This window comes from Anaerotruncus colihominis (assembly GCF_010206195.1).
Classification (GTDB): Bacteria; Bacillota; Clostridia; order Oscillospirales; family Ruminococcaceae; genus Anaerotruncus; species Anaerotruncus colihominis_A.
This window is the reverse complement of the sequence record NZ_VIQT01000021.1, coordinates 48035-71466: the sequence shown is the minus strand read 5'-3', so window position 1 is coordinate 71466 and position 23432 is coordinate 48035. Positions and strand designations below refer to the sequence as shown.

Annotated in this window: 20 protein-coding genes and 2 tRNA genes; 6 read left to right on the top strand and 16 right to left on the bottom strand. The window is 55.4% G+C overall.

Translation table 11 applies throughout. From position 1 onward, the window contains the following. The first annotated feature begins 32 nt into the window (after positions 1-32). Complete coding sequence (locus FMM72_RS14615; RefSeq protein WP_162221846.1) at positions 33-734, top strand: hypothetical protein; 702 nt, start codon at positions 33-35, stop codon at positions 732-734. Here the strand turns inward: FMM72_RS14615 and FMM72_RS14610 are convergent, their stop codons facing one another. Further along, the gene (locus FMM72_RS14610; RefSeq protein WP_162221845.1) at positions 735-992 is read right to left on the bottom strand and encodes a hypothetical protein; all 258 of its coding nucleotides are present in this window, start codon (positions 990-992) and stop codon (positions 735-737) included. It lies immediately after the preceding gene. A 341-nt stretch (positions 993-1333) separates the two neighbouring features. Here FMM72_RS14610 and FMM72_RS14605 point away from each other — a divergent pair, with 341 nt between their 5' ends. Together FMM72_RS14605 and FMM72_RS14600 are read left to right on the top strand one after the other, a co-directional pair. Beyond that, complete coding sequence (locus FMM72_RS14605) at positions 1334-1783, top strand: MarR family winged helix-turn-helix transcriptional regulator (protein ID WP_162221913.1); 450 nt, start codon at positions 1334-1336, stop codon at positions 1781-1783. After that, a complete protein-coding gene (locus FMM72_RS14600) occupies positions 1780-3177 on the top strand; it encodes an MATE family efflux transporter (RefSeq protein ID WP_162221844.1) in 1398 nt (465 codons plus the stop codon). The genes FMM72_RS14605 and FMM72_RS14600 overlap by 4 nt, the downstream gene beginning before the upstream one ends. 503 nt (positions 3178-3680) lie before the next feature. Here the strand turns inward: FMM72_RS14600 and FMM72_RS14595 are convergent. The 7 genes from FMM72_RS14595 to murD form a co-directional block, all read right to left on the bottom strand. Next, positions 3681-3881: a hypothetical protein gene (locus FMM72_RS14595; RefSeq protein ID WP_160210986.1), complete on the bottom strand. Its 201-nt coding sequence runs from the start codon at positions 3879-3881 to the stop codon at positions 3681-3683. Positions 3882-4046: 165 nt separating this feature from the next. Next, positions 4047-4128: transfer RNA gene (locus FMM72_RS14590), tRNA-Leu, on the bottom strand. A gap of 217 nt (positions 4129-4345) precedes the next feature. Continuing rightward, entirely contained in the window at positions 4346-5614 is a 1269-nt protein-coding gene (locus FMM72_RS14585; protein ID WP_160210987.1) for an aminotransferase class I/II-fold pyridoxal phosphate-dependent enzyme, read from the bottom strand. Positions 5615-5633: 19 nt separating this feature from the next. Continuing rightward, positions 5634-6425: a GNAT family N-acetyltransferase gene (locus tag FMM72_RS17545; RefSeq protein ID WP_162221843.1), complete on the bottom strand. Its 792-nt coding sequence runs from the start codon at positions 6423-6425 to the stop codon at positions 5634-5636. After that, on the bottom strand, positions 6422-7438 hold the full coding sequence (locus FMM72_RS14575; protein ID WP_162221842.1) for a M42 family metallopeptidase: 1017 nt from the start codon (positions 7436-7438) through the stop codon (positions 6422-6424). Before FMM72_RS14575 ends, FMM72_RS17545 begins: the two co-directional genes overlap by 4 nt. Continuing rightward, positions 7438-8466 (bottom strand): M42 family metallopeptidase, encoded by a 1029-nt coding sequence (locus tag FMM72_RS14570; protein ID WP_162221841.1) that lies wholly within the window; start codon positions 8464-8466, stop codon positions 7438-7440. The genes FMM72_RS14575 and FMM72_RS14570 overlap by 1 nt, the downstream gene beginning before the upstream one ends. A gap of 13 nt (positions 8467-8479) precedes the next feature. Next, the gene (murD, locus tag FMM72_RS14565; protein ID WP_162221840.1) at positions 8480-9871 is read right to left on the bottom strand and encodes a UDP-N-acetylmuramoyl-L-alanine--D-glutamate ligase; all 1392 of its coding nucleotides are present in this window, start codon (positions 9869-9871) and stop codon (positions 8480-8482) included. Between the two features lie 246 nt (positions 9872-10117). Between murD and lepA the strand changes: the two genes are divergently transcribed. After that, a complete protein-coding gene (lepA, locus tag FMM72_RS14560) occupies positions 10118-11929 on the top strand; it encodes a translation elongation factor 4 (protein WP_160210992.1) in 1812 nt (603 codons plus the stop codon). 87 nt (positions 11930-12016) lie between these two features. Here lepA and FMM72_RS17255 read toward each other — a convergent pair whose 3' ends face one another. The 3 genes from FMM72_RS17255 to FMM72_RS14540 form a co-directional block, all read right to left on the bottom strand. After that, complete coding sequence (locus FMM72_RS17255; protein WP_243157837.1) at positions 12017-14479, bottom strand: M56 family metallopeptidase; 2463 nt, start codon at positions 14477-14479, stop codon at positions 12017-12019. Then, positions 14476-14859 carry a BlaI/MecI/CopY family transcriptional regulator gene (locus tag FMM72_RS14545; RefSeq protein WP_160210993.1) on the bottom strand — a complete coding sequence of 128 codons (384 nt, stop codon included), beginning with the start codon at positions 14857-14859 and terminating at the stop codon, positions 14476-14478. The genes FMM72_RS17255 and FMM72_RS14545 overlap by 4 nt, the downstream gene beginning before the upstream one ends. 430 nt (positions 14860-15289) lie before the next feature. Continuing rightward, a tRNA-Ser gene (locus FMM72_RS14540) sits at positions 15290-15378 on the bottom strand. A 321-nt stretch (positions 15379-15699) separates the two neighbouring features. Here FMM72_RS14540 and FMM72_RS14535 point away from each other — a divergent pair. Continuing rightward, positions 15700-16542 carry a transketolase gene (locus FMM72_RS14535; RefSeq protein WP_160210994.1) on the top strand — a complete coding sequence of 281 codons (843 nt, stop codon included), beginning with the start codon at positions 15700-15702 and terminating at the stop codon, positions 16540-16542. A gap of 2 nt (positions 16543-16544) precedes the next feature. Next, on the top strand, positions 16545-17489 hold the full coding sequence (locus FMM72_RS14530; RefSeq protein WP_160210995.1) for a transketolase family protein: 945 nt from the start codon (positions 16545-16547) through the stop codon (positions 17487-17489). Positions 17490-18104: 615 nt separating this feature from the next. Here FMM72_RS14530 and FMM72_RS14525 read toward each other — a convergent pair. Genes FMM72_RS14525 through FMM72_RS14505 form a run of 5 tightly spaced genes read right to left on the bottom strand, consistent with a single transcriptional unit; the run spans position 18105 to position 23142 of the window. Beyond that, the gene (locus FMM72_RS14525) at positions 18105-19859 is read right to left on the bottom strand and encodes an NADH-dependent [FeFe] hydrogenase, group A6 (protein ID WP_160210603.1); all 1755 of its coding nucleotides are present in this window, start codon (positions 19857-19859) and stop codon (positions 18105-18107) included. A 17-nt stretch (positions 19860-19876) separates the two neighbouring features. Then, on the bottom strand, positions 19877-21664 hold the full coding sequence (locus FMM72_RS14520) for an NADH-quinone oxidoreductase subunit NuoF (protein WP_160210604.1): 1788 nt from the start codon (positions 21662-21664) through the stop codon (positions 19877-19879). Positions 21665-21682: 18 nt separating this feature from the next. Further along, complete coding sequence (locus FMM72_RS14515) at positions 21683-22054, bottom strand: (2Fe-2S) ferredoxin domain-containing protein (protein ID WP_006876822.1); 372 nt, start codon at positions 22052-22054, stop codon at positions 21683-21685. A 35-nt stretch (positions 22055-22089) separates the two neighbouring features. After that, a complete protein-coding gene (locus tag FMM72_RS14510; protein WP_431603342.1) occupies positions 22090-22641 on the bottom strand; it encodes an ATP-binding protein in 552 nt (183 codons plus the stop codon). A gap of 6 nt (positions 22642-22647) precedes the next feature. Beyond that, positions 22648-23142: a complex I 24 kDa subunit family protein gene (locus FMM72_RS14505; protein WP_160210606.1), complete on the bottom strand. Its 495-nt coding sequence runs from the start codon at positions 23140-23142 to the stop codon at positions 22648-22650. Positions 23143-23432: the final 290 nt, after the last annotated feature.

Genomic DNA, 23432 nt, shown 5'->3' with positions numbered 1-23432 from the left:
GACGCCTTTAAACACAGGAAAGAGAGGGAAAAATGAGTTTTGAGACTTTTACCAAGGGGATGCAGGACGCAAACGAGATGCTCAACCGCAACTTTGCCGCTGTAGAGACGCAATTGTCAAATAAGGCGGAAGCAATGCCTGTTAATATTGACGAGACGGTGGATATTTTTACCCTGCAAAATGGGATATACCGGTATGAAGGAAAAATCCCCGCGGGAAAAAATTATCCGCCGGATCTGCCTGCTGGCAATACGGTCCATGTGTCTGTGCTGGCGCTGGACCGTAAGGATTGGGAGACAGGCAGTGGCTACGGGATACTGATCGTCTGCGACAACCTCACGCGTGTTATGTGGCAAAACTGTAAAAGCTACGGCCTCTGGCGAGGGTGGCGGCCCATAGCAACGGCAGAACGGCCGAAAGGATATACAGTGGCTCTTGCTTCCGGGATTAACATGTTTGCAAACAATTCCATATACAAAAAGCAAAATGGGGAGGTTGTCATAAACCTGTCTTTTACCAGTTCGAAAGAGATTGCGCATGAGAGTGTGATCGGGACGTTGCCGGAAGGGTTCCGGCCTGCGTCCCGGCTTGAGATCGCTTTTTGGATGCGCGGCTCAGGCGGCGGGACAATCAGCATCGGAACAAACGGCGCTATGACGGTCTATAAAACGGGGAATATAGCTGCCAATACGCCGTGCTTTATTAACAGCCTTACGTATCTGGCCGCGCCATAATCAGATGTAAAATCCGCACTGCGCTGTAAAACTGCGGACTGTGACGCCATATCCCACATAGAACCAGATTTCGCCGCTGGGATAAAGGATCAGGTTCCCCATCATTTTTGTGTTGTCGCCTTCGCTCTTGCCGACCCAAACCGGGATAAGCGTGTTATCTTTCGGGCGGAAACCTTCCGGCAGATAGCTGACAAGGATATTGTGGCTGATATGGTCTTCGGTTTCGCTCTTGTAGATATTAAAATCAAGCCAGACCATCCCGAATTGATCTTTTGAGTATTTAGCGCGCCCCAACAGCTCATTGTGCAGCGTAAGGTCAAACCTTTGCGGCGCTGATGCGTGGGCCAGCAGCACCCATTCTTTTATTTCATACTCCCAAATGCGGGCAACCCATACCTTTTGTTTTTCCTGCTACGCCTAATACAGTTTTTGTTAGCGCGTGTACATATGTATATATCGCCGGTCGAATTTTAAGAATCTGTTAAAAACTTTGGCCGGCTCTTGACAAACGAAATAGCGGGAATATAATAGATCTTTAATAAACAGTTTTAAATAAAACAGTTATAATAAAAACGATTTTACGGGGAGGGACGCCTGTGATGAGCCGCACGGCGGAGTTTTTGATAAATATCCGGTCGATCATCAAATTGCACGAGAGCATGCTGCGGGAAATCTGCGGAGAATATAAGCTTGCGCTGATTGAAGCGACGATCGTCAGCTTTCTGCACAACAATCCGGGTAAGGATACAGCCGCCGATATTGTGGAGCTGCGGATGCTATCCAAGGGAAATGTGTCCCAGGCGGTGGAAAGCCTTATCCAGCGGTCCCTGCTCCGGCGGGAACAGGACGCGGCGGACCGCAGGCGCATCCATCTGTTTCTGACGCCGGCCGCTGAACCGATTATACAATCGATGGAACGCCTTTGGGCTCGGTTTGAGGATGAGATTTTCGCTGGCCTGTCGCGCGATGAGCGCGCAATATTTGAACGGGTCAACGACCGGATCAGCGCTAATACCAGGCAGGCTATGGCAGGGAGGATAAGAAAATGAATGACGAAAAGGATTTTCTTGGAACGCAGCCGGTAGGGAAGCTTCTGATGCGGCTGGCGCTTCCGACAGTGACCGCTCAGATTATCAATATGCTTTACAACATCGTGGACCGCATTTACATCGGCCATATCCCCGATGTGGGGGCGCTGGCGCTTACCGGCGTGGGTGTCTGTATGCCGCTGATCATGATTGTGACCGCATTCGCCGCCTTCGTGGGGTATGGCGGCGCGCCGCGGGCGTCTATCTTTATGGGCAGGAACGACCAAAAATCGGCGGAACAGACCTTGGGAAACTGTTTTATTGTGCAGATCGCCGTCTCGGCTCTTTTGACAGCGGCGCTGCTGCTGTGGAACCGTGATTTTCTGATGGCATTTGGCGCGAGTGAGAACACAATTGAATATGGCGTCGCCTATATGAACATCTATGCCATAGGAACCGTATTTGTGCAGATCACACTCGGTATGAACGCGTTTATCACAGCGCAGGGGTTTGCCAAGACGGGGATGCTTTCTGTGCTGATTGGAGCTGTGGCCAACATTATCCTCGATCCCATCTTCATTTTCGGCTTGAGGTTGGGCGTGCGGGGCGCGGCTCTGGCGACGATTATCTCCCAGGCCATGTCGTGCGCCTGGGTGCTGGCTTTTTTGTTCGGAAAAAAGACGCGCTTAAAAATCAGGTTGAAAAACCTGCGTCTGCGGGCCAATATCATTTTGCCAAGCCTGGCGCTTGGCCTGTCCGTATTTATTATGCAGGCCAGTGAAAGCATCATTTCCGTCTGCTTTAATTCCTCACTGCTCCGCTATGGCGGCGACATCGCCGTGGGCGCGATGACGATTCTGACCAGCGTGATGCAGTTCGCCATGCTGCCGCTTCAGGGATTGGGACAGGGCGCACAGCCGATCATCAGCTATAATTTCGGCGCACAGAACGCAGAACGGGTGAAAGGCGCTTTCAAACTGCTTTTGAAAGCCAGCCTCTGCTATTCCACCTTGCTGTGGGTATTTGTTATGGCCTTCCCACAGGTGTTCGCCGCCCTGTTTACCACAGATCCGGCGCTGCTGGAATTTACAAAGACGGCGCTTCGCATCTATACGGCATGCCTTCTGTTGTTCGGCGTTCAGGTGGCCTGTCAGATGACATTTACAGCCCTGGGCAACGCGCCGGCCTCTATTATTGTTGCTGTAATGCGCAAATTTGTCCTGCTGCTCCCCCTGATCTTCCTGCTGCCGCAGATTTTTACATCCGACCGGACAACAGCGGTCTATCTGGCGGAACCGGTCGCCGATTTTTTTGCAGTCAGCTTTACGGCGGTCCTGTTTACCTTCCAGTTTAAGAGGGCGCTGAAAAAAATAGATGGTGGAAAGAAGCGTGCCGGCGCCCAGGACGCGAATTGACGCAAAAACAATCAGAGAAAGAAAGCGACCGCTTCAAACCGCCGGCTATATAGGGATTCTTTTATAAAACTCCGCTGTGCAGTTGTCAAAATCGGAGGTTGAGTATCGGTTTAGGGAGGATAGGACTTGTTTGATAATAGAAGAATAGCGTTTTCGCCGGCACGTTTCAAAGTTAAGAAAAATCGGGAGCCAGTCGGCTCCCGATTTTGTGTTATACAGGGATTGCCAATGGACATATCCCAGAACCCGGAGTATATGCTTTCGAAATCAGTTTAGCGGGAAAAATAAAAAGCAGGACAAGAAATCCTGCTTTGCCCAGTTTGGAATCACCCCGGACGCGGGCAGTTGTTTTAGATATAGAAAAAAGCCCAGAGCGCGAAATGGCTCAAGGCCCTTGCCTGGTGTGATAGCGAAACACTATAGCATAGATATCCGTTCGATACAAAGTCCGCGACGACACGTAACATCCCGCCGCTGTAGACGATATTTATAGAATTTACGGATTACAGCTCTTTCTCTGAAATGTTATCCGGGGAATCCACATCGTCGTCAGAACTGGAAATAAACATTTCCTCCGTAGTCTGCTGCGCCAGCTTCAGCTTTTCGGTAATGTCGACCAACGCATTGGTGGTTGCTTCCAATGCATCAATAGCAGTTGCCATGCGGCCCGCCAAGTGATAATACATCGCCTTGTAATCTGGCATACAGAACCCTCCCAAGCAAATTTTTAATAATCGGCACTGCTCTATAAAGCGGTGCCGATTATTGTTGGCAAGCCTGCCCAGCTTAGAACCACCCCGGACACGGGCAGTTGTTTTAGATATAGGAAAAAGGCCCAGAGCGCGAAACGGCTCCAGGCCCTTGCCTGGTGGTGCGGGCGGTGGGACTTGAACCCACACCCCGAAAGACTGGCTCCTAAGACCAGCGCGTCTGCCATTCCGCCACGCCCGCACAAAAAGCCGAAACGTAGACGGCGCCATAGCGGCAAGCCCATAGGGCTTGCTGCGCCGCGCTTCGCGCGGCGTCAAACCGGCTGCGGCCGGTTTGGCTATGGCGCCCCTGCCGTTAGACGGCATCCGCCTGCAAACGGCAGAACCGTTTGTTCTGCGGCTATGATACCATACACACACGCTGTCTGTCAACTGCCCAAAGCAGCGCCGCACGCCAATTACAGCTCGATCTGCCCCGCCTCTAGAAGCGATTGGGCAGCCAACAGCACGCCTGTTTTTCCACTTGGCCAGGTAAGCCCCCCTTGCATCCAGGCGGCATACGGCGGGCGCATCGGTCCATCGGCTGACAGCTCGATGGAAGCGCCCATTGTAAACGCTCCGGCCGCCATAATCACCTGGCTGTCATATCCTGGCATGTCCCACGCTTCAGGCGTCACGAATGCATCGACCGGCGCGCCGCGCTGTATGCCCTGGCAGAACGCCTCTAGTCCCGCGGGCGTATCAAGCCGCACCGCTTGGATGATATCGGCGCGCGGCGCGGCGTATGACGGATAGACCGCGAATCTGAGACGTTCAAACAGCGCCGCCGCGAAAACGGCTGTTTTCAGTGCGGCGGCTGTCACAGTCGGCGCATGAAACAGCCCCATATACATCCCGCGCAATTCGCCGAGCGTGCAGCCGACCTCTTTGCCGACGCCCGGCGCTGTCAGCCGGCATGCGCACAGCTCGATCAGATCGGCGCGCCCGGCAATATACCCCCCCGTCTTTGCGATGCCGCCACCGGGATTTTTAATCAGCGAACCGACGATCAAATCGGCGCCGGCCTGCGTTGGCTCGCGCTTCTCAACAAATTCGCCATAGCAGTTGTCAACAATGACAACCGCATCGGGATTGACGGCGCGCACCTCATCAATCAAACGGCCGATCTCATCGATATGCAGGGATTCTCGCAGCGTATAACCGCGCGACCGCTGGATATATGCCACGCGCACCCCACGCGCCGCCTGTGCGATGCTATCGTAGTCAGGCATACCGTCCGCGCGCAGATCAAGCTGTTCATACTGCACCCCAAATTCCCTGAGCGAGCCGTGCCCACCCGGAACAATCCCAATAACCGGCTGAAGCGTATCATATGGCGCGCCGGTCAGCGACACCATCCGGTCGCCCGGACGCAGCACACCAAACAAAGCTGTTGTGATCGCATGCGTGCCGGAGACAAAATTGTGACGGATCAACGCGTCCTCGGTCCCCATGATCTGGGCGAGCACAGCGTCGAGCGTGTCCCGGCCCCGGTCGCCGTATCCATATCCGGTTGTTCCTGCAAAATGACTTTCACTCACGCGGTTGTCAATAAAAGCCGCCAGCACCTTGCAGGCATTGTATTCCGCGGTTTCATCGATCGCCTCAAACGGCGCGCGGCAGTCGCCAAGCGCAGCGTCTGCGATATCCAGCAGACGTGGATCGATCTTAAAAAACTGTTCGATCAAATTTGACTATCCTTTCCGTTTACCATTCCAACCGTGCCCACCGGCCGGCGTCCATAAATCCACAGGCAGTATAAAACGCACCGAGCCGGTCGTCCGCCGTCAGCAGATACGGTGTCAAGCCCTGTGCCAACGCGGCCGCAGCCGTATATTCTACCAGGCGGCGGCCATAACCGCGCCCACGCATGGCCGGAGCGGTTGCCACGCCGGCAAGAATCGCACTGTCTGCATCCTTAAAATAAATACCTGAGGTTGATATTAGAGTATTTTCTACTTTTAGTATGTAAATTTCCGCCAAATCATGCCGTGTTTTGTGCGAAAGCTCCGTCAGCCAAGCGGCTTCATCCGCCTTGGCTGCGAATATGGGGTCGGCCGCACAAAGCAGCGCATAGACTGGGGCGAGGCGGTCCGCGGGACAGGGCGCGCCGTCCGCGCCGCAAGGCGCGGGAGCGTGCAGGCAGCCACAGCTGTCTGCACGCATGACGCGCGACGAACGAAGTTCGCCGCGTGTTACGGCGCGCACCCTCTCGATCAGCGGCAGTGTCCCTTCCACAGCGCGGCCGCCCACAGCGCGCAGGAACACCGCCAGCTCCTCGATGTCCGCCTGCGGCGCACATGCGGCGGTCAGCAGACCGCCGAGTCGGGAAACGCAGCCGGTTACATGCGTATCATTAAACAACAGCCACAGATCGAGAATGCCGCTCTGTGCGCCATACGTTTGATACTGCGAGTATATTTTTGTTCCAAATATACCAAACTGTGCGGATTTTTCACAAAACAGCGCCTCAAGCTCCAGCGTTACAAAACGGATCACGCGCCAAACACATCAATCAAAAGCCGCAGCAGGCGCAGTGTCTCGTCGATGTCGAAACGATTGGCTACGCATGACGGCGTGTGCAGATATCTGCACGGGACGGACACCGCCAATACGCGTGCGCCGTCTCCCGCTGTCTGCACCGAACGCGCCTCGTTGCCGCCGAAGACGCCCTGCTTTGGTTGACAAGCGATCCCGGCAGCGGCCGCCTCCTTCATCGCACGCGCGTACAGCGTCGCGTCGTAAATCGTTCCCCGATCCATAAAGGAAAGCACAGGGCCTTTTTTCAGTGAACAGACCGTCTTTTCCGGCGGCGTCCCCGGAATATCGCAGGCTGTCGTCGTCTCAACCGCAATCGCAATATCGGGACAAATCTGCGCGGCGGCTGTTTTTGCGCCGGTCGTGCCGGTTTCCTCCTGGACTGTGAAGGCGATGTGTACATCGTATGGCAATTGCTCCGACAACAGCAGCTCCACAAGCAGCGCGCAGCCTACACGATCGTCCAGCGCGCGGCCGCGCAGGAAACCGTCGCCGAACAAAGCGTACTGCGAATCAAATACAGCGCAGTCGCCGGGGCTGATAAGCGCCGCCGCCTCGTCGCGCGTTTTTGCGCCGACGTCGATGCACAGCGCATCGAGCGCCGCCGCCTTGCCGCGCTCCTCGGCCGATTTCAGATGCGTCGCTTTTGTACCGATTACGCCGCGTGTCTTTCCAATGCGCACCGTCTTGCCAACAACTGTACGGCGGTCTATTCCGCCGACTGTCGCAAACCGCAGAAGGCCGCTGTCTTCAATATAGGTGACGATCAACCCGACCTCATCCATATGCGCGGAAAGCATCAGGCGGTTTGCCGGCTTCTTTGCGCCGCGCTTAAAAGCAAGCAGATTGCCCAAGGCGTCAACCTGACAGTCGCAGCGGCCGTCAAGCAGCTCCAATAAAGCTGCGCGCACAGCCTCCTCACGCCCGGATACGCCGGGCAGCGCGCTCAGACGTTCGATATTCTCATACAGCATTAGCGCGCACCCCCAAATTCATCCGTCACATAAGCCGCGATCAGCGCGGCGGTCTGTTCCACATCACGCGCGTCGATCAATTCAGCAGGCGTATGCATGTACCGCAGCGGAATCGACACAAGCGCGCACCGCACCCCCGCGCCCGCTACGGCGACCCCATCAACGTCCGTGCCGGTATTGCCGCCCATCACCTCGACCTGAAAATTGATGCTGTGGCGCTTTGCACACGCCTTCATCCCCTCGAACATCGTATGATCGAGAATCGGCGATACGCCGATCATCGGGCCCTCCCCCATAACGCCGCATTTTGGACGCGGCGCATCGGGCGTGTGGCCGAACGACACGTCGACCGCAACAGCGTGCGTCGGCGCCAACAGGTTGGCCGCCGTGCGCGCCCCCTGTCCGCCGACCTCCTCCATCACCGTCAGCGCGACACTCAATCCGCACGCGAGCGGCTGCCGCGCCAGCTTTTGCGCCGCCAGAATCACGGCGGCGCAGCCGGCGCGGTCGTCGAGCGCGCGCGAGCAAACAAGCCCCGAGGGCGTCGTAAACGGCGTGCAGTCAAACGTTATGCGGTCGCCAGGCGCGATTTGGGCACGCGCCGCCTCGGCTGCAAGTCCGACATCGACGCTGATCTCGTCGACTTTCGGCAGTACGCCGTCATCCTCCGTCAGATGCGGCGGCACGGTGCAGACAACGCCGGGCAGCGCGCCCGACGCGGTGTGAACCGTCACCTGCGCGGCTGGCAGCGCCGCGCGGTCCACGCCGCCGCAGCCAGCCACACGCAAAAATCCGTTGTCGTCAATAAACGTTACGATCATGCCGATGCTGTCCATATGCGCCGTCAGCAGCAGATGCGCCCCGCTCTCCGGGACGGGCCTCACGCGGCAGACCAGCGAGCCGAGCGCGGCCGTCTCACACGGGCCAAGCGGCTCGAGCAGGCGGCGCGCCGCGTCCCGCGCGCCGTTTTCCGCGCCCGAAACGCCGGCCGCACCGCTCAGCGTTAAAAGCAGTTCATTCGTCGTCATAGCACCCTCCTGGTTACAGCGCGTTGACAAGCTCTTTGAAGCGGCGTCCACGCGTCTCATAATTTGGGAACATATCAAAGCTGGCGCACGCCGGCGACAACGATACAATATCGCCGGCGCGCGCGGCCGCCGCCGCCTGTTCGACCGCCTCCTCAAGGCTGCCGGCGCGGATAATCGTCATCCCGGAGGCGGAAAACCCGCTGTCCGCCCGGACAGCCGCCTCGATTTTGTCGGCCGTCGCACCAATGAGGACAAGCGTTTTCACCTTTTCAACGACCTTGGGGACCATCGGATCGAACGGCACCTTTTTATCGTATCCGCCCGCTATTACAATCAGCTTTTGGCTGAAGCTGTCAAGCCCCGCGATTGTGCGCGTCGGCGTTGTCGCGATCGAGTCGTTGTACCAGCGCACGCCGTCCCTTTCGCGCACAAACTCAATGCGGTGCTCCACACCGCCGAATTCCATGGCTACATTGCGGATGGCCTCAATATCGACCACACCCCACACGGCACAGATGGCCGCCAGATAGTTCTGGATGTTGTGCATCCCCGGCAGACGCAGTTCATTTTGATTGATAATCTTTGTGCGTTCACCGTTGACCGATGCGTATAGGATGCCGTCCTCGCCGAGAAAAGCGCCTGTGCGCACAGGGCGCCGGACAGAAAATTCAAACAGACGGCCGCGCACATCGGCGGCAAAGGAAGCGGCCAGCTCGTTGTCAACGCCGAGCACCGTGCGTGAAAATGCGTTTTGATGCAGCACAATGTTGCGCTTGGCGTCGATATACTCCTGCATGTTCCCATGCACGTCAAGGTGATTCGGGCTGATGTTTGTGACAACTGCGACGTCGGGGCTTTCACGCATGGAGATCAGCTGGAAGCTCGACAACTCCGCGACGGCAAAGTCATTGTCGCGGATATCGCGCAGAATCGGCATCAGCGGACGCCCAATGTTGCCGCCGATGTGCGCGCGGCGGCCGCCTTCCTTTAAAATCTCAGCGATCAGCGTCGTCGTCGTCGTTTTGCCGTCGCTGCCTGTAATACCAATGGTCCGGCACGGGCAGAGATCAAAAAACAGCTCCATTTCGCTTGTCACAACAACGCCGTCGCGCTGCAGCGCATCGATCACCGGCTGATGAAAATACATGCCGGGCGTGCGTAGCACAATATCCGCGTCGATGTTTTCAAGATAATCCTCTCCCAGGCGCAGCGCGATGCCCTGCGCCTCAAAATTGTTGCAGATCGCCTCGCCGACCGCGCTGCGCGCGCGCCGGTCATGCGCCGTCACCTTCGCGCCGTAGTCACGCAGGCGGCTGATCAGATCGGAATGGCTTACGCCGATGCCGATCATCGAGATTTTCTTACCCTTCAATCCATTGTAAAAGCGTTCGACCCTGCTGTCCATCGATTCTTCCTCCATCCAGCGGTTCTTTTTTCCTGTAACGTTCCTATTATATTCTTACAGCCCGATTTTATCAAGCATTCGCGTGTTTCTTTGATCGCGATGATATCAGCATGTTATCATGAATACAACCTGCGCCCATATTGCATAGGCGGCGGCTGGTATGCTATAATTTAACAGTATAGTGATTTTGAGTTGCCCGGGGTTTTGATCGGAACAAACACCCTGTGGCGGAAACGGCGGGAAAACATGGACAAACGAAAAAACATCCGGAATTTCTGCATCATCGCGCATATTGATCACGGCAAGAGCACGCTTGCCGACCGCATCCTTGAATTGACGGAAACCGTTTCAAAGCGCGATATGGAGGATCAGATCCTTGACAATATGGACATCGAGCGCGAGCGCGGCATCACCATCAAGGCGCGCGCCGTGTCGCTGACCTACCGCGCCGACGACGGCGGGGAGTATCAGTTCAATCTGATCGACACCCCCGGCCACGTCGATTTCAACTACGAGGTGTCGCGTTCGCTCGCCGCGTGCGAGGGCGCCATTCTGGTTGTTGACGCGTCGCAGGGCATCGAGGCGCAGACGCTCGCCAACACGTATCTGGCGATCGAGCACGACCTTGAAGTCACACCCGTCGTCAACAAAATCGACCTGCCTGCCGCTGAGCCGGAGCGCGTCGCGCAGGAGGTCGAGGACATCATTGGTATCCCATGCATGGACGCGCCGCGCATCTCGGCAAAAACGGGTGAAAACATCCACGCGGTGCTCGAGCGCGTCGTGTCCGATATCCCCGCGCCGCGCGGCGACGAGGCCGCGCCGCTTCAGGCGCTCATCTTTGACAGCTACTATGACGCCTACCGCGGCGTTATCGTCTATGTCCGCGTCAAAAACGGCGTCGTGCGCCCGGGTATGCGCATCCGCATGATGGCCACCGGAGCGGAATTCGACGTTGTGGAATGCGGCGTTATGGGCGCGACCAGCCTTGTCCCGCGCGGCGAGCTGTTTGCCGGCCAGGTCGGATATATCACCGCGTCAATCAAAACGGTGCGCGACACAGCTGTCGGCGACACCGTCACGGACGCCGCCAATCCCGCGGCCGAGCCGCTGCCCGGCTACCGCAAGGTGCTGCCGATGGTCTTTTCTGGCATCTTCCCGCAGGATGGCGCCAAATATCCCGACCTGCGCGACGCGCTTGAAAAGCTCCAGCTCAACGACGCGTCCCTCTCCTTTGAGCCTGAGACGTCCGTTGCGCTCGGGTTTGGCTTCCGGTGCGGATTTTTGGGGCTTTTGCATATGGAAATCATCCAGGAGCGGCTGGAGCGGGAATTCAACCTCGATATCGTCACAACGCTGCCGAGCGTTGTCTATAAGCTGATCCTTTCAAACGGCGAGGAAATCTCGATCGACAATCCCGCCAGCTATCCCGATCCTGGGCAGATCACCGCCGCGCAGGAGCCGTTTGTCAAAGCGAACATCTTTACCCCAACAGCTTATATCGGCAACATCATGGACCTCTGCCAGGACCGGCGCGGCGTTTACATCGATACAAAATATCTTGACGCCGACCGTGTCGAGCTGCATTACGAGCTGCCGCTCAACGAGATTGTCTACGATTTCTTCGACGCGCTCAAGTCGCGCACGCGCGGCTATGCGTCGTTCGATTACGAGATGTGCGGTTACCGCGATTCGAAGCTTGTCAAGCTCGACATTCTCTTAAACGGCGAAGTGGTCGACGCGCTGTCGTTTATCGCGCACGCCGACAAGGCCTATCCGCGCGCGCGGCGCATCTGCGAAAACCTGCGCGACAATATCCCGCGTCAATTGTTCGAAGTGCCCATCCAGGCCGCGATTGGCGGCAAGGTGATCGCGCGCGAAACCGTACGCGCCATGCGCAAGGATGTGCTCGCCAAATGCTACGGCGGCGATATCACGCGCAAAAAGAAGCTGCTTGAAAAACAGAAGGAAGGCAAAAAGAAGATGCGCCAGCTTGGGTCCGTCTCCGTGCCGCCCGAAGCGTTTACAGCGGTCCTCAAGCTCGACAGCAAGGATTAAGAAGCTGTACCAATGGGAGACATACACGCCCTGGCGGAATATTTCCTGTCTGAACTGCGATTGACAGGGATAACGTTCACATCATCTTCATCCGTCCTCAAGCAGTTGCGTTACCTCCGCCTCGGTCATATAGGCAACGCCTGTGATTTTGTTGTCCGCATCACGGAGAATTTTGATATTGACCGTTCCTTTGGGGTTCATGCTCAAAACGTAGAAAGATTTATTTTGCTGCACAATGTCCAAGAAAATATCGACTAACTGCCCTTGGTAGTAATAGTTTTTTCCATTGATCGTAACGCCTACCGCTCCATATTCCGCTTTCCGCGCTTCGTCCCATTCCTTCTCCCGCTTTTCTTCCAGTTCGTCAAATTCGTCGTTCCGACCCAGTTTATCAAAGAGCATGGATTGAAACGCCCAGTTCCCATCTTCCAAAGCCCGGTCCAGCCAAAGCCCCAGCTCCGCTTCTTCCATGCAGTCCGTCAAGATGGAGAAAAACGCTGTTTCTTCCTCCGCATACGCTTTTTCAGCAAAATCAGTAAGCAGAGAAGAATTTTCGTCAAGTCCCTGTGCAGCAACAGAGAAAAATGCAGAGTCGCCGTCATCATAGAGTTTTTCAAGCCATTTCTTTTGCGTACTTTCATCCAATCGGGAAAAAGCGATTTGAAACAGCGGCAGGCTGTCCGCCTCATAATACCGTTCTATGTCTGTAGAAGCTGCATCCGCTTTTTCAGGCCGCTCGCCAGGTGCGGCGGGAACCTTTGGGGTATCATCTTCCTGCCAAGTATTTTGCTGCCAATCATCTTCCCAGGGCTTACCCTGCCATTCGTTCCGCCACAAATTTTTCCATCCATCAGGAAAGCTTGACGTGTCAAATGCGTTCGAGGTATAAATCCCCATCACGCCGGAGCCTTGTCTTGTTACCCGGATTACATTATTTCCTGTGCCATCTGTGAACGTGGCCGTATTCCCATTTTCCTTGAAATTCTTCGGTTTGTATATCTCACCCCAACTGCCGTGATCTGTAATAGTCGTAGTGGTATTCTTGAAATCATCTTGGGAAATTAGCTGGAAATACCCACTGTTGGCTGTAGCGTCCACCGAGCCAGCGAAGCCCTCTGGCAGGGTCAAAAAGACGGACGCCATATTGAAGTTGCCTACGATATTTCCAGACCGGATAAGATCGCAAGTCAAATGCCCGTTGTCCACGTTCAAAGTTACATCCCCATACGCAATATCGGGAATATACAGTTTGATGGTCTCATCATTGTTGTTTGTATTTGTCTTGCATGAGATCGACATGCTCCAGATATCCTGCTGTCCATCAATGTGAGGCTCAACCTGATACACATCTTCGTTAAACTCAGCATAGATCTTGCTGCCCCGGGGAGCCGCCAACACATTGACGGCGGCACTGCGGATATCCAGTGATAAGGCGGGCCTGCCCGTTATATCCAGCGGTGTATTGGGGAGAGGGGCGGCTTGAGCGGTTCCAGCTGTATAAACCCCGACAAAAGACGCGCCCGCGGCCAAGAATAAAGTCAGCATAATCGTCAAAATCTTAACCGCCTTTGAAGGCTCCTTAAACTTCATGATAGCGCCCAACCTCTCTTTCAAAAGCTGTTTATTTTCGCTTAAAGTGACAGCCCCAAGATTTTCCTTGTATTTTCCCACTGCCGCCATTGCGTCAAGCAGGGTTTTCCCATAGTCCTGCGCGTTGCCGCTTCCCATTTTAGCAAGTACAGCTTCATCACAGGAAAATTCACAGGCCTTGGTAATCTCCCGGCTCATAAGATGTACAAGGGGATTAAACCAATGCAGGCAGACGGTAACTTGAACCAGCCATTTATAGAACATATCCCGCCGTTTATAGTGCGTCAGTTCATGCAGGACGATATAGCGAAAATCCTTTTCGGGAATATCTGCGCTTGGCAGTACAATACATGGATGGAAAAAGCCAATCAGCAGCGGGGAAGAAACCAACGGATTGACACATAATTCAATCGGCTTTTTGACGCCTGATTGCTCCGCGGCAATGGAAAGCCGGTCTAACCGTTCAATGTCAGAAACCGGGGTTAATCCAGCCCTGATATACCGTATAAAGCCCTGATAGATTGTTATTTTTCGTATCAGCAGGCCCAGCGCAACCGTCAGCCAAACCAGCCAAATATAATTTATCAGCAGCATCCCAATAGCTTGAAATGAGTGGGCTGCTGCTACATCCTCTGCCGGACTATTCACAGTTTCATTATGCTGATCCGCCCCAACAGCGAAAGCGGGATTGTCTCCCGGAACGTTTAGCGGGGGCTGTTGCCGCGGCGGTAAAGGAGCTGCCTGAGATATTGCCTGATCGACAGCCTCATAGGTCTTTCCCAGCAGATTTACTTCCGGCCCGAACGGGAGCAGCAGCCGCAAAACAACAACCAGCCAGATATAATACTGCCATTGCCGGCTGATTTTATCTTTGAAAAATCGTTTTCCCAATAGCAGGAGCAGGATAAGCAATCCGCCGGAAACGGACATGGACAGGAAGATTTTCAAAACTGCGTTCATTGTTGCTCATTTCCTTTCTCCAGCAGCCTTTTCAATTCCTCATATTCCTCCTCTGCCAGCAAGTCGCCCAAAATCAAATTAGAAACCAGACCTTTTGCGCTGCCCTCATAAATCTTATCCAGGAAATTTTTCGTCTGCGCTGTCTGGTATTCCGTTTCCGAAACGAGCGTGGTATATTCATTGCGGCGCCCAATTTTCCTGGCGCTCAAAAAGCCCTTGTTCATCAACCGCGACAGCAGTACAATCAAGGTGTTTTTTTGACACGGCTTGCCCCTGGCCGCCAGCCCGTCCATGATGTAGGGAAAGAGCGTCACCCCCTCCGGGTTCCCCCACACGATTTTCATAATTTCAAGTTCGGCATCGGAAATTTGCTGTATCACGGGTTTAACCTCCTTTATGTATAACAAGTTGTTGTCAATTAAAATATAACACCGCGTCATCCTTTTGTCAAGCAGGTTTTTGCAGCCGCTGGAAATAAGGAACGCTAATGCAGCAAGCATACGGTCACGCAGGGGGCAATACGATTTGGCCTAATCATCAATATGGGCCTTACAGATGGACGTAAAAAAGCCAGGGCGGGGAGGCCGGCATCCCGGCGCTCCTGTCCTGGCTTCTGACTGATAACCCAAATGCCTTTTATTTTCTGACTTTTAGGCGAAAAGAAAGAACCGCGATTTTGATACTTATCGTATCAAAATCGCGGTTCTTTTTTGGCAAGCCTGCCCAGTTTAAAACCATCCCGGACACGGGCAGTTGTTTTAGATATAGGAAAAGGCCCAGAGCGCGAAATGGCTCTGGGCCCTTGCCTGGTGGCGCAGCGGGAGGGATTCGAACCCTCGTGCGATTGCTCGCAAACTGATTTCGAGTCAGCCCCGTTATGACCACTTCGATACCGCTGCATTTTAAGCTGTGGAAGCAAAACGCGGGAAAACAGCACACATTCTGACTGTGTCTTGTCCATCCTCTGTCTAAGCATTCCAAATAGATTTTTATTATATCAGATAACGGCGCCCCTGTCAATCGATTCCAATCAAAAAAATCCGTTTTTATTTTCAGGCAGGCCCGATCGGGCCGCGCGGCAGCGATCATCAAAAGATAACGATGAAACACCTTGATTATCCAAATTGTTTGTATTATTATTATGATAGGTATTTATGCGGGCGTTGCCGGCCGCAGCGTCTGGGAAATATCGTATCCGAACAGGTGAAAGGATGAGCAAAATGGAGCAAACTCGCGCCAAGGAATTAACAATCACCGCGGCAAAGATCAGGCTTGCTGGTCTTGAGGCGGTACATACCGCGGCGTCCGGCCATATCGGCGGTTCGCTGTCGGTTACGGATGTTTTGACAGTTCTTTATTTTGACAAAATGCACATTGACCCTCAAAACCCACAGGATCCGGACCGCGACCGTTTCGTGTTGTCCAAAGGACACTGCACGCCTGCGCTGTATCCCACGCTTGCACTGCGCGGCTTCTTCCCTGTTGATGATCTCAAGCTGTTCCGCAGTATTGACGGTCATGTTTCCGGACATGCCGAGATGCGTTATGTCAAGGGCGTCGATATGTCGACAGGCTCCTTGGGCCAGGGGCTTTCCGTAGCGGTCGGCATGGCGCTTTCTGGCAAAATTGACAAAAAGGATTATCGCGTTTATGCGGTCATGGGCGACGGCGAGATCGAGGAAGGCCAGATTTGGGAAGCTGCTATGGCTGCTGCTAAATTCGGTTTGGACAATCTGTGCGGCGTTGTCGACGTCAATGGCCTGCAAATCGACGGCAAAACAGCCGATGTCATGCCGTCCGAGCCGCTCGATAAAAAATGGGAATCGTTCGGCTGGAACGTCATCAAATGCGACGGCCACGATATCGCGGCTATTTCCGATGCCTTTGACGCTGCGGCCGCCTGCAAGGGCAAGCCTTCCGTGATTTTAGCCAAAACAGTCAAAGGAAAGGGCGTTTCCTTTATGGAAAACAACGCCGGCTGGCATGGAAAAGCGCCCAATGACGAGCAGTATGAAACCGCGAAAGCCGAGCTTGAGGCTACTTTGAAAGGTCTGGAGGGTTAATCATGGGAGAAGTCATTGCTACGCGCGCCGCTTATGGGAAGGCGCTTGTGAAATTTGGTGAGAACCCAAATCTGGTTGTCTTGGACGCCGATCTGTCCGGTGCGACGATGACCAACAGCTTTGCCAAAGCGTTTCCTGACAAGTTTTTTAATATCGGCATCGCTGAGGCCGATATGATCGGCATTGCTGCCGGTCTGGCCACCTGTGGCAAGATGCCGTTTGCCAATTCCTTCGCCATGTTCTCCGCCGGCCGCGCTTATGAGCAGGTGCGCAATTCGGTCGCATATCCGCGTCTCAATGTCAAAGTTATCGGTTCGCACGGCGGCTTGTCCGTCGGTGAGGACGGCGCGACACATCAGTGCATCGAAGATTTCGCACTTATGCGTGTTATCCCTGGCATGACGGTCCTGTGTCCGTGCGATGGGCATGAAATGGAAGCCGCTGTCGAGGCGCTGCTCAACTATGATGGTCCCGCCTATATGCGTCTTGGGCGTCTTGCGGTCGAAACAGTCACCGATTCGATCCCGGGCTACCGCTTTGAGCTTGGCAAGGGCGTCCAGCTTGCCGGCGGAAAGGATGTCACGATCATCGCGGTCGGCATGATGGTACAGGAGGCGCTCAAAGCCGCCGAGCTGCTGAAAGCTGACGGTATCTCCGCGCGCGTGATCGATATGCATACGATCAAACCGCTTGACACGGAAATTGTGCTTAAAGCCGCGAAGGAAACCGGCTGTATCGTCACCTCCGAGGAACACAATGTGATCGGCGGACTCGGCGCGGCCGTCAGCGAATTCCTTTCTGAAAACTGCCCGACCCCGGTGGTTAAGCACGGCGTCAACGATGAATTCGGCCGCAGCGGTAAGGCTCCGCTTGTTATGAAAGCCTATGACCTTACGCCTGAAGGTATCGCCGCCAAGGCGAAACAGGCCATTGCCATGAAAAAATAATCGCGAAGCGATTATTTTTTCCATCTATGGCCAGGGCGATACGCGGGCGCAGCCCGCTGCCGCCCTGATGGCCAATTTTATCATGCCGCTTTGCGGACATGATAAAATAATCGCAAAGCGATTATTTTTTCCATCTATGGCCAGGGCGATACGCGGGCGCAGCCCGCTGCCGCCCTGATGGCCAATTTTATCATGCCGCTTTGCGGACATGATAAAATAATCGCAAAGCGATTATTTTTTCCATCTATGGCCAGGGCGATACGCGGGCGCAGCCCGCTGCCCTTTCGGACAAAAAACGGAGGAGCGCCCAGCGCTCCTCTGTTTTTTGATGATTAAAAGAGCCGCCAGCTATGCTGGCGGTTCTTTTAATCATACAAGGGGGACTGATTCGGCCTGCCCCTTTATGCAGTGCACCTTCCAAGCGCAACCGCAACGGCTCGCGCCCGGCAGGGCGGCTATTGCCGCCCGCCGGGCGCATAAAAACCCTTTCAGAAGCCGCTGCCTCACTATTCGCGGCGCAGCCGGCTAAAGTTTTTTGGCATACCTTTTTTTCAAAAAAGGTATGAAGTTTTTCGCCGGGGCCTTTTTTCAAAAAGGCCGGAAAAAGGCCGGAGCCTAGAAGCGGGAACGCTCTGTGTAGCTCGTGTGCAGAATTCTGTGCGCAAGGTGGCTGCCGAACTCGCCGAAATATTCCTTGTAGATTGTAAGCAGCGCCGGATTTTCATGGCTCTTACGCAGGGTCTTTGCCTCGTCGGCGTCATAGAGCGCCTTGGCGCGAATGGACTTGAGGTCGACGAAATTGCGCACACTGGCTGGCTGAACCGGCTGGCCACCCCCGTTGACACAGCCGCCGGGGCAACCCATGATCTCGATAAAGTGATAATTCTTCATACCGCTCTTGACCTGCTCAAGCAGCTTTTTCGCGTTGGCAAGCCCCGAGACGACAGCCACGTTGACCGTCAGATCGCCGATCTGATAGCTGGCCTCCTTGATGCCGGCCGTGCCGCGCACATCGGTAAACTCGACCTGCTCGAGCGGCTTGCCGCCGACCCATTCCGCCGCCGTGCGCAGCGCCGCCTCCATGACGCCGCCTGTCGCGCCGAAGATAACGCTGGCGCCGGTGCTCTCACCCATCGGGGAATCGAACTCCTCATCGGGCAGCTCTGTAAACTGGATGCCCGCACGGTCGATCATGCGCGCGATTTCACGCGTTGTCAGCGCGATATCCACATCCGGGATACCGGAGCCGGCCGCATCCTCGTCGTCGCGCTGCACTTCAAACTTCTTGGCTGTGCAGGGCATAACGCCCACAACAACGATATCCTTTTTATCCCATCCCATTTTTTCAGCGTACCAGGTCTTAACCGTTGCGCCAAACATCTGCTGCGGCGATTTGCACGTCGAAAGATTGGGGATCATATCGGGATGATAGTGCTCACAGTATTTGATCCAGCCCGGCGAACAGGACGTGATCATCGGCAGGACACCGCCGTTTTTGACGCGCTCAACGAACTCGTGCGCCTCCTCAACAATCGTCATATCAGCGGCAAGATCGGTGTCAAACACCTTTTCAAAGCCGATGCGGCGCAGTGCGGCAGCCATTTTGCCGGTGACGTTCGTACCGACCGGCATTCCAAACGCTTCGCCGAGCGTAGCGCGGATGGATGGGGCTGTCTGAACGACGACATGCTTGGCCGGGTCGTTCAGCGCCGCCCAAACCTCATCCGTCTGGTCCTTTTCATAGATCGCGCCCGTCGGGCAGACGACGATACACTGGCCGCAGCTTACGCAGGCGACCTCGTCGAGGTTCTGCTCAAACGCACAGGCAATATGCGTATTGAAGCCGCGTTCATTCGGGCCGATGACGCCAATGCCCTGCCATTTGGCGCAGGCCGCAACGCAGCGGCGGCAAAGGATGCACTTGTTGTCGTCACGGACCATATGGACCGCGGAATCGTCCTTTGGCCATTCGGGATTGTTTCCGTCATAACGGTGCTCGTCGTCAACCTTGAAGTCGTGACAGAGCTTTTGCAGCTCGCAGTTGCCGCTGCGCACGCAGGAGAGACATTCCTTTTTATGCGTGGAAAGAATCAGCTCGAGCGTAATTTTACGCGACTGCTGAACCTTCTTGGAGTTTGTGATGATCTCCATTCCCTCGGCCACCGGATACACGCACGCCGCCACAAGCGAACGCGCCCCCTTGACCTCGACAACGCAGATGCGGCACGCGCCGATCGCGTTGATTTCCTTGAGGTAGCACAGCGTCGGGATCTGGATGCCGGCGTACCGCGCGGCTTCCAGGATGGTGCTGTCCTTCGGCACAGAGAAGGGCATACCGTTGATCTTTATATTTACCATTTCTTTTTCCATGTTGGTACACTCCTTTCTTATTTCTTGACGATCGCGCCGAATTTGCATTTTTCCATGCAGGCCCCGCACTTGATGCACTTGGTCTGATCGATCACATGCGGATTTTTAACCGATCCGCTGATAGCGCCCACCGGGCACTGACGCGCGCAGAGCGTACAGCCCTTGCACTTTTCCTTTTCAATGCGGTACTGAAGCAAATGCTTGCAGACGCCTGCCGGGCACCGCTTGTCGACAACATGTGCGATGTATTCGTCGCGGAAATAGCGCAGCGTGGACAGCACCGGGTTCGGGGCGGTCTGCCCCAGGCCGCACAGCGCGTTTTCCTTGATGTAATAGCACAGCTCCTCCATCTTGTCGAGATCCTCAAGCGTGGCGTTTCCGCGGGTGATCTTGTCAAGCATCTCATAAAGGCGCTTGGTGCCGATCCGGCACGGCGTGCACTTGCCGCAGCTCTCGTCGACGGTAAATTCGAGGAAGAACTTGGCGATATCCACCATACAGTTGTCCTCGTCCATGACGATCAAGCCGCCCGATCCCATCATCGAGCCGATGGCGAGCAGGTTGTCATAGTCGATCTCCGTGTCGATGAGCGACGCGGGGATACAGCCGCCGGACGGTCCGCCCGTCTGCGCGGCCTTGAATTTCTTTCCATTCGGGATGCCGCCGCCGATCTCCTCGATGATCTCGCGCAGCGTCGTGCCCATCGGTACCTCCACAAGCCCCGTGTTGTGGATCTTGCCACCAAGCGCAAACACCTTGGTGCCCTTGCTCTTTTCGGTGCCCATCGACGCGAACCACTCCGGTCCCTTGAGGATGATCTGCGGGATGTTGGCCCATGTCTCAACGTTATTCAGAATGGACGGCTTGCCGAACAGGCCCTTGACCGCCGGGAACGGGGGACGCGGACGCGGCTCGCCGCGATGGCCTTCGATCGAGGTCATCAGCGCCGTTTCCTCGCCGCAGACAAACGCGCCTGCGCCCAGGCGCAGCTCGATGTCAAAGTCAAAGCCGGTGCCGAAGATATCCTTACCCAAAAATCCCATCTCGCGGGACTGCGCAATGGCGATCTCAAGGCGCTTGACGGCGATCGGATACTCCGCGCGCACATAAATATAACCCTGATTGGAACCAATTGTATAACCGGCAATCGTCATGGCCTCCAACACGGCGTGCGGGTCGCCCTCGAGCACCGAACGGTCCATGAACGCGCCCGGGTCGCCCTCGTCGGCGTTGCAGCAGACATATTTCTGGCCGGCGGGCTGCGCCTTGGCAAAGTTCCACTTGAGCCACGTCGGGAACCCCGCGCCGCCGCGGCCGCGCAAGCCGGACGTTTTGAGGATTTCAATCACATCGTCCGGCGTCATTTCGGTCAGCACCCGGCCGAGCGCCTGATAGCCGTCGTAGGCGATGTATTCGTTGATGTCCTCCGGGTCGATGACGCCGCAGTTGCGCAGCGCGACACGCATCTGTTTTTTATAAAAGTCGGTCTGGTCGAGCGATTTGATCTTATCCTCGGCAACCGTCTCGGTGTACAGCAGGCGTTTGACGATGCGCCCCTTGAGCAAGTGCTCGTCGACAATCTCCTTGACATCCTCCGCCTTGACGCGGGAATAGAACGAGCCTTCCGGGTAGACGATGACGACCGGACCGAGCGCGCACAGGCCGAAGCAGCCCGTTTTGACGACCTTGACCTCCTCCGTCAGACCTGTCGCGGCAAGCTCGCGCTCAAACTCTTCAATGATTTTGACTGAGCCGGAGGATGTACAGCCAGTACCCCCGCAGACCAGCACATGGGAACGATACATGATGCAGATCCTCCTTTTTTATTGATTCATCGCGCCGATGGTATATTCCGCCACAGGCTTGCCGTTGATCAGATGTTCGGCGACAACACGCGCAGCCTTTTCCGGCGTCATTTTGACGTATGTAACCTTTTCCCTGCCAGGCTCGAATACCTCGACGACCGGCTCGTACTGACAGATTCCGATGCAGCCTGTCTGCGCGATTGTCACATTGGAGACGCCGCGCCGCGCGACCTCGTCCGTAAAGGCGGCGAGCACCGGACGCGCGCCGGCGGCGATGCCACAGGTGGCCATGCCGACCACGACGCGCGTATTGCCGCTGTCGTCGGCGCGGATACCCATATTGCTTTTCACCTTATCCCTGAGAGCCTGAAGCTCCGCCAAGCTTTTCATAAATAGCGTTTCCTCCCGTTCGCATAGCGCGGCGCCTACTGCGCCTGCGCCGTAATTTCCTGCGTGTTCTCCCGGATGAACGAACCGATAAACGCGACCACCTCCGGATTGGAAAGCGGCACGTCGCCGAGCACCGCGCAAAATTCGCGCGTGTCCGCCGTAAACGAGGACTCGCCGCGGCGATACGTATATGTAAAGTCGATCTCCGGGTTGCATTGGATGAGCGAGCAGATTGTCGCGGCGATATCCCCCAGCGGCATACGGTCGATATGTGTCAGGCCAAAAACGGCGCGCACCGTTGTACCACATCCTGGGGCCGTTTCAATTGTCAGACCGCCGCCTGTCATCTCGGCCGCCATCTTCAGAAACGGCACGCCAAGCCCCACCCTGCGTGTCGTGCGCGTTGTAAAAAACGGGTCCGTCACATGCGTGGCCTGTTCGGGCGTCATGCCGCAGCCGTCGTCGGCTACTGTGATCGTCATGGTATCGCTTCCGGGCTGTTCATCAACCATAATCTCAATCAACCGGGCGCTGGCGCGCACCGAGTTCTGAGCGATATCCAGCACATTCAACGACAATTCCTGCATCAAAGCTCACCTGTACTTCGCGAGGATTGTGTCAACATCGTCCACAGTCAAACGGCCGTAGACCTCGTCATTGATCGTCATAACCGGGGCCAGCCCGCAGGCGCCGATACAGCGGCAGGCGTCCAGGCTGAACTTGCCGTCCGGCGTGCACATACCGCTTTCGATGCCGAGCTTTTCCTGCAAGCGGTTAAAGATATCGCCCGCACCCTTGACGTAGCAGGCGGTGCCCAGGCAGACGGAAATTTTGTATTGCCCCTTGGGGTTAAGCGTAAACTGCGAATAAAACGTCGCGACGCCGTAAATCTCCTCCAGCGGGATATCGAGCCCGTTGGAAATCATCTTCTGCACCTCGATGGGCAGATAGCCGTAGATTTCCTGCGCGCCCTGCAACACGGGCATCAATGCGCCTTTCTGCCCCTTGTGAGCCGCGATCACCTCGCAAAGCTTCGCCTCCTGCTCCGCCGTGCCGGTGAACGGGACCACGGTTTTGGTGTTCGCCATTCGATTGAAAACCTCCTTCAAGTCTGGTTGCGCGCGGCGCGGCCGCGCGCGGTCAACGTAATTGTTATAATTATATCAGATTCACAGGACCACGTCTAGGCATTTTCACAGGAAACTCATTCATTTCTTACAAAAACACCGTTTTAGTAGACAAAAGGTTCTTATAATTTTAACAAATTTTTCATTGCCATATTGTATCTGATGCACAATCGAATGCAATCATTTTCCATTTGTTGCAATTCATTCCGCCGCGTAAAAAAGGCATCCCCCACAGGGGACGCCTTTTCTGC

Excerpts from the sequence above, each read along its gene's own strand:
- FMM72_RS14615 (WP_162221846.1), top strand. The coding sequence starts at position 33 with ATGAGTTTTGAGACTTTTACCAAGGGGATGCAGGACGCAAACGAGATG.
- FMM72_RS14520 (WP_160210604.1), bottom strand. The coding sequence starts at position 21,664 with ATGTATCGTTCCCATGTGCTGGTCTGCGGGGGTACTGGCTGTACATCC.
- FMM72_RS14530 (WP_160210995.1), top strand. The coding sequence starts at position 16,545 with ATGGGAGAAGTCATTGCTACGCGCGCCGCTTATGGGAAGGCGCTTGTG.
- lepA (WP_160210992.1), top strand. The coding sequence starts at position 10,118 with ATGGACAAACGAAAAAACATCCGGAATTTCTGCATCATCGCGCATATT.
- FMM72_RS14525 (WP_160210603.1), bottom strand. The coding sequence starts at position 19,859 with ATGGAAAAAGAAATGGTAAATATAAAGATCAACGGTATGCCCTTCTCT.
- FMM72_RS17255 (WP_243157837.1), bottom strand. The coding sequence starts at position 14,479 with ATGAACGCAGTTTTGAAAATCTTCCTGTCCATGTCCGTTTCCGGCGGA.
- FMM72_RS14610 (WP_162221845.1), bottom strand. The coding sequence starts at position 992 with ATGGTCTGGCTTGATTTTAATATCTACAAGAGCGAAACCGAAGACCAT.
- FMM72_RS14605 (WP_162221913.1), top strand. The coding sequence starts at position 1,334 with ATGAGCCGCACGGCGGAGTTTTTGATAAATATCCGGTCGATCATCAAA.
- FMM72_RS14505 (WP_160210606.1), bottom strand. The coding sequence starts at position 23,142 with ATGGCGAACACCAAAACCGTGGTCCCGTTCACCGGCACGGCGGAGCAG.
- murD (WP_162221840.1), bottom strand. The coding sequence starts at position 9,871 with ATGGACAGCAGGGTCGAACGCTTTTACAATGGATTGAAGGGTAAGAAA.
- FMM72_RS14535 (WP_160210994.1), top strand. The coding sequence starts at position 15,700 with ATGGAGCAAACTCGCGCCAAGGAATTAACAATCACCGCGGCAAAGATC.
- FMM72_RS14600 (WP_162221844.1), top strand. The coding sequence starts at position 1,780 with ATGAATGACGAAAAGGATTTTCTTGGAACGCAGCCGGTAGGGAAGCTT.
- FMM72_RS14515 (WP_006876822.1), bottom strand. The coding sequence starts at position 22,054 with ATGAAAAGCTTGGCGGAGCTTCAGGCTCTCAGGGATAAGGTGAAAAGC.
- FMM72_RS14510 (WP_431603342.1), bottom strand. The coding sequence starts at position 22,641 with ATGCAGGAATTGTCGTTGAATGTGCTGGATATCGCTCAGAACTCGGTG.
- FMM72_RS14570 (WP_162221841.1), bottom strand. The coding sequence starts at position 8,466 with ATGACGACGAATGAACTGCTTTTAACGCTGAGCGGTGCGGCCGGCGTT.
- FMM72_RS14595 (WP_160210986.1), bottom strand. The coding sequence starts at position 3,881 with ATGCCAGATTACAAGGCGATGTATTATCACTTGGCGGGCCGCATGGCA.
- FMM72_RS14575 (WP_162221842.1), bottom strand. The coding sequence starts at position 7,438 with ATGCTGTATGAGAATATCGAACGTCTGAGCGCGCTGCCCGGCGTATCC.